This window comes from bacterium (assembly GCA_018830565.1).
In the GTDB taxonomy this organism is placed as follows: Bacteria; UBA9089; JAHJRX01; order JAHJRX01; family JAHJRX01; genus JAHJRX01.
Map to the genome: position 1 here is coordinate 1 of JAHJRX010000026.1, position 10,121 is coordinate 10,121.

Sequence of the window (10,121 nt, forward strand, 5' to 3'; positions counted from 1 at the left end):
AACCCCAGTGTGAAATATAATCCCGTTCTCGTCGGCTCTATACATCCACATCCACCGAACATGTGGTTTGTTATCAACGCATGTTGCCAAAGTGCAAGACATGTTTTTGTTGATAAATTCAAATAGCTCTTTCTGTGTCATTTTTTCCTCCTTTTTTATTTCTAATTTATAATTAGAAATCCTAAAAGAAATGGTAAATATATCATTTAATTAATGGAGTCTAAACCAAAAACTTTTTCACAAAAATTTATATGTTTACTTTATAATATTTATAACATATCTTATTATAATATGTTTTACTATCTTTTGTCAAATTTTATAATGATTAGGTAGTCTAAAATAGACTTCGTAAATCCCTTAATTATCAGACTCCATTAGAAGTCTTTAAGTCGAGTGTTGCATTTGCTGGTTGAATGTAGCATTTAATTTTTTTAAAAGGAAAATGAAGATGAATAAACAACCTTATATCTTAGTAGTTGATGACGAAATAAGCATTATTGAATCTTTTAAACTCCTTTTAGATGAAACTAAATATAAAGTAGAAGGAGTTCAAAGTGGCGAAGAAGCTATTAAAAAGGTGATTAGCGAGGAAGTAAATTTAATCTTATTGGATATCAGACTTCCTGGTATTGATGGAATTAAGGTTTTAGAAAGAGTTAAAAGTATTGATAAAAATATGGAAGTAATTATGATTACCGCTACAAAAACAATCAAGAGCGCTGTTGAAGCGATGCGTTTAGGAGCTTATGATTATGTAAATAAACCTTTTAATGTAGAAGAGATTAGAGTAATTATTGAAAAAGCTTTAGAAAAACATAACTTAACCAAAGAGGTTAACTATCTTAAAGCAACAAAGGAAGAAGAAAGACCTTTAGCTTTTGAAAGTATTGTTGCTAAAAGCTCTAAGATGCACCAAATCTTTGAATTTATGACCCAAATTTGCCAAAATGACGCTACTATCTTAATTACAGGAGAAAGTGGTACCGGCAAAGAACTTATCTCTCGCACTATTCACTCTAATAGCCTTAGAAAAGGCAAACCTTTTATTGCTGTTAATTGTGCCGCTATTCCTGAAAATCTTTTAGAGAGTGAATTCTTTGGCCATGAAAAAGGAGCTTTCACAGGAGCAATTACTACTAAGATTGGTAAATTTGAATTAGCTAACGAAGGAACACTATTTTTAGATGAGATAAGTTGTTTAAAATATGATATCCAAGCTAAGCTTCTCCGTGTTCTTCAAGAACGAGAATTTGAAAGAGTGGGAGGAGAAAAACTTATCAGGACTAACGCTCGAATTATTTCAGCTACTAATACCAATTTAAAGAAAGCTGTAGAAGAAAGCCGGTTTCGTGAAGACCTATACTATCGTTTAAATGTAATACCTATAGAGCTTCCTCCTTTAAGAGAGCGTAAGGAGGATATTCCTCTCTTAATTGAATACTTTATAAAATACTTTAATGAAAAATTTAATAAAGATATTAAAGGCATCAGTGGCCAAGCTGTTGATATCTTAATGAATTATTCTTGGCCTGGAAATGTTAGAGAATTAAATAATATCATAGAAAGAATGATCGTCTTAAGTAAAGAAAAATCCCTTCAAGTTCATCAACTTCCCTTAGATATCCTAGTAGCTGGCGAAGAAGAGATTAAAGTTAAAGAGGATTTGCTTTTAAAGGAAGCCAAAGAAAGTTTTGAAAAGCAATATATCTTAAATATCTTAAAGAAGAATAACTTTAATCAAACTAAGACCGCTAAGCTCTTGGGTATTCACAGAACTACCTTAATAGAAAAGATAAACTCTTTGGGTATAAAGAATAAGGCTGATAGTAGTTATTAACGAAAACCTTCTATTGGGAAATAATACCGAGCAATAAAAGATAAACTCGCTTGGGTATAAATTAATTGGCTCTAAGTCAAATTTTCATTAATAGGTGCTATCAGATGAATTTTTATCCGCTACCTTCTCTTATCTCTGTAATAGGAAACTTATCCTTAGGAGCTTTTGTTTATGCAAAAGGTAAGAAGAGCCAGGTCCATAAAAGTTTTGCTCTTTTATGCTTAATTTTAGCCTTTTTTAGTTTAAACACTTATTTAAAGCTGGTTACTCAAAGGGCTGAAAGCGCCTATCTCTATAACTATATTTTAAGCACCGGAATTATTCTTATTCCATTTGCTCTCCATTATTTTTCCTTCCATATTACTAAGATTAATACCCTTAAAGAAAAAATAGCTCTAATCTTAAATGGAATCTCTACTTTATTCTTTTTGGGAATAAATCTTTCTTCTCCCCATCTCTTAGTAACTAAGATGATTCAAAAACCTTTTGGCTATGTAGCGGTAAATGGCTATTTATACCAAGTTTATCTATTAGGAGCTTTTTCTTTTATCTTTTATGCTATTTACTTAGTAACTTTAAAGTATAAGACAACTAAATCCCCTACTGAAAAAAACCAGATGTATTGTTTGTTAATAAGTTTTGGGATAGGCTCTTTAAACATTATCTCCTTTATATTTTCTACTTTAGGATACAATTACTATTCTCCCACCGGAAATATAGCTAACTTATTAGCTTTGGCCATTACTGCTTTTGCCATACTTCGTCGAGGAACGATAAGCACTTTAGTCATCTTCGAGCAAAGTTTCTTATATCTTTTATTAAGTGTGTTTATTATAGTTACTTATATAGTGGTGGTAGGTCTTTCTTATCTACTCTTTATTAAGACATTACCAGAAATATCTATCTTCGTAACTATCTTAGTAGCTATTATTATCTCTTATCTATTTCAACCCTTAAAGGAAAAATTTTCTTATTTTAGTAAAAAAATATTCTTTAAGATTGATTATGATGCCCCTACATTCTTATTAGATTTTAGCCAAAAGTTAAGTAACATCTTTGAATTAAGCAAGCTTCTCTCCATTACCACCAAAGAGATATCCGAGACTTTAAGATGTAGCCATTGTTTTATCTTACTTTATAACGAAGAAAGTAAGTTATTTGAAACAAAGGCATCTTTGGATAACAAAGACAAAAATTTAATCTTTAAAGAGGATAATTGTATAGTCAGATACTTAAGCCAAAAAGACACTCTTTTAATTAGAGAAGACTTAGATATTTGGTCGAGTCAAGATCTATCTGTTCATTTTTCTAAAGAAGAACTCTTGGTAATTATGAATGAGCTAAAGAAATGTAAAGTAGCTATTTGCATCCCTTTATCTTCTATGGAAAGAATGTTTGGTATTTTATGCTTAGGTGATAAAATAAGATCTATTTACACCCCCCTCGATCTATATGTCCTAAAGTCTATCAAAGAGCAAATTAGCATTTCGACTAAAAATCTGATGCTTTTAGAAGAAATGAAGAAGATGAAAGAAAATTTATACCAAGCAGATAAATTAGCCACCATAGGAACTTTGGTTTCTGAAATTGCTCATGAAATTAGAAATCCTTTAGTCTCTATCAGTGTCTTTGCTCAATTAATAAAAGAAAAGATAGAAGATAAAAATTTTCAAGAAAAGATTAAAAGCATTCTTCCTAACGAGGTAAAAAAATTAAATAGCTTCTTAGACAAATTACTTAATTTTAGCCGAGCTTCAGAATTTCAATATCAAAAAGTAGAGATCGGGAAGATCATAGAAGAACTCCTCTTGCTCTTAGAAGAAACATTTATTAAGCACTACCTTACTTTAGTTAAAGATTATTCTATAAAAGAAGCTTATGTTTTAGGAGAAAGTAGTCAGTTGAGACAAGTCTTTATGAATATTGTTATTAATGCTGTTCAAGCTATGCCCCAAGGAGGCCAATTGAGGGTAAGTTTAAGCCAAGAAGAAAGGTTTTTAAGTCTAAAAATTTCTGATACCGGTGGCGGTATTCCCGAAGGAAATCTCTCTAAAATATTTGAACCTTTTTATACTACCAAAGAGAAAGGAACTGGCTTAGGACTTTCTATTTGTAAAAGGATTATTAGAGAACACCAGGGAGAGATTAAAGTAACCAGTGAGGTTAATCAAGGCACTACCTTTGAAATCCAACTTCCTTTAGTCATTTAATTTTTTTCTTTTCATAGAAATAATTTCTCATTATCCCTAAAGTGTATCTACCAATAATCTTTATCGCACTTATTAATGAAAATTTGACTTAGAGCAAATTAATTTAACTTTAAACAAGTTTATCTTTTATTGCTCGGTATTATTCCCTATGTCTAATTTTTGTTAATAACTACTTCAATGACTATAAAAGAATTATTGACAAACATAAAAATAGTATTATAAAATAAGACTACTTTAAAGTCTCTTAAAGTAGTCTTGAAAGAATAATAAAAAGAAGAGGAGTTTCTTAAAATAATGCTTGTTATTATAGGGTTAGCTGTAGTTTTAGGAAGTGTAGGATTTGGATTTTTCTTAGAACATGGTAATTTCCATATGCTCTTCCAGCCAGCAGAGCTGGTTATTATTGGTGGAGCATGTGCTGGCGCTTTAATAACAGCTACTCCAATGAAGACCATAAAGCTTCTCATTAACGGTTTCAAAGAAATGTTTGGCGCCCATTCAAGTAAGGAATCTTATCTAGAATTATTCTCCTTATTAAATCGAATATTTATCAAGATAAAAAGAGATGGCCTTATCTCTATTGAAGGAGATATAGAAAATCCAACAGAAAGTCTCATCTTTAGAGAGTATGGACATATTTTAGCTAATAAGCTTCTCCTGTTATTTATCTGCGATAACCTAAGGGTAATTATGACCGCTACTAATATGCCAGCTCATCAATTAGAATCATTATTAGAAGTTGATATTGAAGTTGTTCAACATGACACGGTAGCTCCATCTATGGCTATGGCTAGTATTGCTGATGCTTGTCCAGGGCTTGGTATCGTAGCAGCCGTTTTAGGAGTGATCATTACCATGGGTGTCATTGACCAACCACCAACGGTCATTGGTCATCATATTGCAGCTGCTCTGGTAGGAACAATGATTGGAGTGCTTAGTTGTTATGGTATTCTTGGTCCCATAGCTGCAAACTTGGGACATATAGCTATTGGCAAATCAGTCTTCTTTAATGTGGTAAAAATAGCCCTTGTCTCTTATGTCAGTGGCATGGCTCCACTGATAGCTTTAGAAGCTGGAAGAAGGGTGATCCCTACTGAAGAAAGACCTACTTTTGTTGAGCTTGATCAAGTAATGCGCGAAGGACCTAAATGAAAGAAGAGGAAAAAGAAGAAAAGAAGAATATCATCATCATTAAAAAAGTAAATAAAGGTGGTCATGGTGGTGGTCATGGTGGATCATGGAAAGTAGCTTACGCCGACTTTGTAACCGCCATGATGTTGTTCTTTATTGTGATGTGGCTTATCAATATGCTCACCCCAGCTCAAAGAGATGGGGTAGCTTCTTATTTTCAAACCTTTAGTATCTTTGAAAAATCAAGTTTTTCAGTAATGGAAAAGGGTGCTTTGTCAGAAAAACCATGTTTAAGTAAAACACCAGAAAAGGGCCTGGAAAAGAAGGAAAAACTAGAAAAGACAAAACAAGAAGCCATGGAAGAGAAAGAAAAGGAACTAGAGAAGAAGGAAAAAGAGTTAAAGAAAAAAGAAGAACAATTAAAGAAGAAAGAAGAAACACCAGCAGCTAAAAATCTTAAAGAGGGATTAGATGAAAAACTTAAAAATCTTTCTCTTGATAGAAGTCAGATAAAGATTGAAGCAGATAATAGGGGAGTAAAGATTCAACTTTCAGAGACAGAAGGAAGTCCCTTGTTTCCCAAAGGTAGTCCTGAGCTTACACCCCATGCCAAGAAGATGCTTAGAAAGATAGCGGAGGACATCAAGGGAACTAATTATAAATTAATAATAGAAGGACATACTGATGCTCACCCCTATGTATCGGCTGAGTATACTAATTGGGAGCTTTCCACAGCCAGAGCCTCAAAAGCAAGAAGAGAACTTGAGCTTAATGGCATAGATGCCAAACGATTTAAACAAGTAGTAGGTTATGCTGACACAGAGCTTCTGGTAAAGGATAATCCTTATGACTCAAAAAACAGAAGGATTACCGTCTTACTTCTTACCCAATAAGGAAGTAATTGACCACAACCTCTTAGCTAACTCCATCTTTAATTCTTCCAAGCCATCACCTTTTAAAGCACTAATAGCTAATCCATTATACTGCCTAATAAACTTCTCTTTCTCTTTTTGAGTAATTTTATCAATCTTATTCATTACTAAAAGTTGAGGAATATTAGCCAAACCCAAATCAACCAAGACTTCCTCTACTATCTCAATATGTTTGGAATACTTAAAAAAAGAACCGTCTACTAGATGAAGAAAGAAATCTGCATCTTCAAGTTCTTCTAAAGTAGCTCTAAAAGCAGCTAAGAGATCTTTAGGCAGATGTCGAATAAAGCCAACCGTATCGACTAAGATTATTTTTTCAAGGTTCCAAATTTTATGATCATCTTGAGACATTTCTCCCCTAAAACAAAGAAGACGAGCATGGGGATCTAAAGTAGCAAAGAGTTTATCGTCAGTATACTCATGGCTCAAAGTTAAGCCATTTAGGAGAGTAGATTTCCCGGCATTTGTATAGCCAATAATGGCTACGATGGGTATCTTATTATCCTTTCTTTTCTTTCGACGTTCTCTACGGCTAAGAGTGCTATTTTTAAGTTTAGTTTCTAAATGGCTGATCTGCTCTCTAACCCGACGGCGACTTATTTCTAGTTTTGTCTCTCCAGGACCTCGACCGCCAATACCTCCCGTAAGACGACTTAAACCATTATCTAAACGAGTTAACCTTGGAAGTCTATACTTAAGTTGAGCCAACTCAACCTGCATCTTTCCATCACTACTTTGAGCTCTCTGAGCAAAAATATCTAAGATGAGCTGCGTCCGATCCAGCACTTTTAAATCAGTCATTTCACTAATTATCCTGGCTTGGGTTGGAGTTAAATCTTGATTAAAAATAATTATATCCGCCTCGGATTGAACGCTCTTTATGACTAGATCCTCTAATTTGCCTTTGCCTAACAAATACTTAGGATCAAGTTTTTTACGAAACTGTAAGGCTGTATCCACTGCTTCTACCCCTGCCGTCCAGACCAACTCTTTTAATTCATTTAAGGCTTCTTCTGCTTCTAATCTATCAAAATCATCACTCACATGAACTAAGACAGCTCTTTCTTGGGAAGATTTAATTTTTCTTGAAATTAGAGATTTAGCCGTAAATTCTTCTTCTAAAGCCTCGATAAATTCAATAAAGTTCAGATTGAGTTTAGATATACTTTGAGGTTCAACTATCTTCCAAAACTTTTCTTCTGAATTTTGAGGCAATAGATAACCTATCGAGATTAGTGGTTCTTGACGATAAAAATCAAGGGATATCGAAGCCATCAGATCTAATCGTAGGATAACCAAGTCTACTAAATCATCTCGACTAAGAGGTTCTCTGTTTAAATGGGTATGGATAAATCTTAAACCTCTAAATCTTCCACTTCCAACTCGAAGTCTTCCAAAATCTGGAAGAACTATTTTATGGAAATCTCCCACGGCTACATAATCAACATATCCAGCCCTACTAACAAGAATTCCTACTTGTCGTCCTATTTCATTTGAAATCTCTAATAAAGACGAGGCAAGATCTAGTGGAACAATAAGGGATGGATCTATCTTTCTTCTATAAATATTTTCAAGTCGTTTAATCTGACTTGGTTTAATGCCAATTATATTTCCAAAGACTTCTTTCATTTAATCTAAAACTGCCTTAAGAAAACATATAAGCTCTTATTATTTGTAATCCATTAATTAAGTTGACATACCTCGTAGGGAAAATCCACCCCCTAACCCCCGCCAGCGGGGGATAAGCTCGAGGCTGTCCCCCGCTGGCGGGGGTTAGGGGGTGGAAATACAACTATTATGTCAAGTTATTTATCAGATTGCTTACTATTGTTTGGTTTCCTTAGTAAGATAAGACCATCTTGGGGAGGGATAGTTACTGCGGAAACTAATGACCCATCATTTACCCTTCTGTCTTGCTGGCCATCAATCTTTTTATAAATAGTCTCTAAATGAACAAATTTTGCCTTATAGGATGGATTACACAAGACAATTCCATGATCGAAATCCCTTCGCCAAACCTGATCTTCATAAAGATAAGCAGCTGTTTTAGGATTTCCAAGATAACCTCTTTTTAACCCTTTAATTCCCCCAAATTCATCAAACCAAATCTTACCAGGGTCATAAACTATCTGGTCACGGTGGAGCATCTGGCTAACACAGAAATAACCATTATTTAGTAAGGTGGTAGTAAGTCCAAATCTTACCTTTCGATAAGTAGAAAGTTCATCCTCATAGATGGCCACTTGTAAAAAACATACTTGAGGAAAAACAGCATTCTTCATTACATAATGATACTTATTGACTACATTTTCCCAGGATTTATGCCAATCATAGTTATCCATGTCCTCTATCACTATACCATTAACAGGAGAAAAGAATTCTACATTACTTAAGATAAACTTGTCAGTGGTTTCATTATTTCGAGTACAATTCAGTAAAGTTTCCATTCCTTCTGCCCATTCTTTATTAAGCTGGATAGGATCATCTTTTTTGCCATCCTTGTTTTGGTCTATATTTCTAACTTGGGAAGTTACATTTTTCCAACAATTGTCAAACATTATTCCGTCCCAACATCCTACGGACATTACTCTTTGATGAATAAATTTTGGCAAAAAAGTATTCCACCGCTCTCCTTGATCTAAAGAGCATTTATTAGTTACATCTACTAACCATTGGTCTTTAAATGCCTTAGCTTGAAAACCAAAAGAATCTTTTAACCACCAAGAATCAGGAACTCTTTTATAACGTTGGTAAGCTATAGTATGTTTTTCTTGTTTTTTTGCACTTTCATGAATCTCTATAGGATCTACATAGGCAAGAATCTTTATGGTAGGATTAAATTGCCGTAATTTATCAAATATTTCTGGTCTTTCATCTTGGACTATATCTCCAATAACCAAGATATCATAGGAAGCAATCTTTTTAAGATTTTCTTCTGTGTAATTAAATACTTGAACTGCATAGACAATCCTTGGAAAGCCATGTTCTAATTTTACAGATTTAGATTCTTTTAATGTCTGAGCTGCTGTTTTTAAAAAAGAAGTCAATAAAATAAAGACAAGCAAAGGTAAAAAAATAAACCCTGTTAGAATAAATCTCTTTTTATTTTTATCCATACTTCTTTTGGTCTTTTCTTTAGGAATAGCTCCTTATCTTTCTCAGATATACTTAGTGAAAATTAGTTGGCGAAAATTTTAGATAGATTACAGCCTATAGACCTTAGACTAAAAACCTTCCCTTAGTCTCTTAAGTCTATAGTCTAAGGTCTATAGGCTTCTTTAACATTTTTCGCAAACTTATTTTGCTTGGGTCTCTTGGGTCTAAAGCAAAAAATAAAGATTAATTGAAACAAGAATTAAACTAAATAAGCCATGAGAAATGACACGATCATCCTTTTTCATGGCTTATTCACTTAATCATTCTTTCAAAATCTAAATATTAGAAAATAACATTAAAAAACTTAATTATTAAGTAAACTACTTTTAAAATTAAATTACCCAATTACATCTATATTGCTTCCGTTACACATAAGCTTGGCTCTGCTTCCTTGTTCTTTTCGTTCCATCGGTCTAATTTCAGCTTCTCTTACCTTCTCTGGAACCGCAGGATTTTTTCCTACTTGTGCTTCTTCTCTCTTCTCTTGGGGAATTACTGGCACTTGAGGCATCGCACTCCCGATTGGATTTACTCCTGGCATCTTAATTTTCCTCCTTTCTTTCCTCCTTGAAAAATTAAATAAGTCTTTTGTTTTCCAATCCTTGGAACCCAAAACCTCCTTGTGCTCAATAATTAACTTATTTACTTCCTTGTTTTCCGTATCTCTTTAAATTATACCATCAATTCCTTAGTTTGTCAATATTTTAGCTTGATCTGTAACAGCAAAATGAAAATGTCCTGTTTTCCGTTAAATAGAAATGTCCTATTTTGTATTAGATAAAAATGATCTTTTATATGGGTTTATTTTAAACTTCCTCCAAGGGTGATCCAATGGAAGAATATGCACCTTTCTTA

Annotated in this window: 8 protein-coding genes; 4 read left to right on the forward strand and 4 right to left on the reverse strand. The window is 33.4% G+C overall.

What is annotated here, in order from left to right:
* Positions 1-141, reverse strand: a 141-nt coding sequence (locus KJ849_02025; GenBank protein ID MBU2599338.1) for a pyridoxamine 5'-phosphate oxidase family protein, incomplete at its 3' end; no start/stop codon positions are given.
* A gap of 307 nt (positions 142-448) precedes the next feature.
* Between KJ849_02025 and KJ849_02030 the strand changes: the two genes are divergently transcribed.
* The 4 genes from KJ849_02030 to KJ849_02045 all read left to right on the forward strand — a co-directional run bounded on the left by KJ849_02030 (position 449) and on the right by KJ849_02045 (position 6,071).
* A complete protein-coding gene (locus KJ849_02030) occupies positions 449-1,837 on the forward strand; it encodes a sigma-54 dependent transcriptional regulator (protein MBU2599339.1) in 1,389 nt (462 codons plus the stop codon).
* A 104-nt stretch (positions 1,838-1,941) separates the two neighbouring features.
* A complete protein-coding gene (locus KJ849_02035) occupies positions 1,942-4,047 on the forward strand; it encodes a GAF domain-containing protein (GenBank protein MBU2599340.1) in 2,106 nt (701 codons plus the stop codon).
* Between the two features lie 294 nt (positions 4,048-4,341).
* A complete protein-coding gene (gene motA, locus KJ849_02040; protein MBU2599341.1) occupies positions 4,342-5,199 on the forward strand; it encodes a flagellar motor stator protein MotA in 858 nt (285 codons plus the stop codon).
* Positions 5,196-6,071, forward strand: coding sequence for an OmpA family protein (locus tag KJ849_02045; protein ID MBU2599342.1), 876 nt, complete (start codon positions 5,196-5,198; stop codon positions 6,069-6,071). The genes motA and KJ849_02045 overlap by 4 nt, the downstream gene beginning before the upstream one ends.
* On the opposite strand, the gene hflX is transcribed toward KJ849_02045, so the two are convergent.
* From hflX to KJ849_02060, 3 genes are all read right to left on the reverse strand, one after another.
* Positions 6,054-7,739, reverse strand: coding sequence for a GTPase HflX (hflX, locus tag KJ849_02050; GenBank protein MBU2599343.1), 1,686 nt, complete (start codon positions 7,737-7,739; stop codon positions 6,054-6,056). The two genes, KJ849_02045 and hflX, sit on opposite strands and share 18 nt — an antisense overlap.
* A gap of 176 nt (positions 7,740-7,915) precedes the next feature.
* The gene (locus KJ849_02055) at positions 7,916-9,226 is read right to left on the reverse strand and encodes a putative glycoside hydrolase family 15 protein (GenBank protein MBU2599344.1); all 1,311 of its coding nucleotides are present in this window, start codon (positions 9,224-9,226) and stop codon (positions 7,916-7,918) included.
* Positions 9,227-9,603: 377 nt separating this feature from the next.
* Positions 9,604-9,807, reverse strand: coding sequence for a hypothetical protein (locus KJ849_02060; GenBank protein ID MBU2599345.1), 204 nt, complete (start codon positions 9,805-9,807; stop codon positions 9,604-9,606).
* Positions 9,808-10,121: the final 314 nt, after the last annotated feature.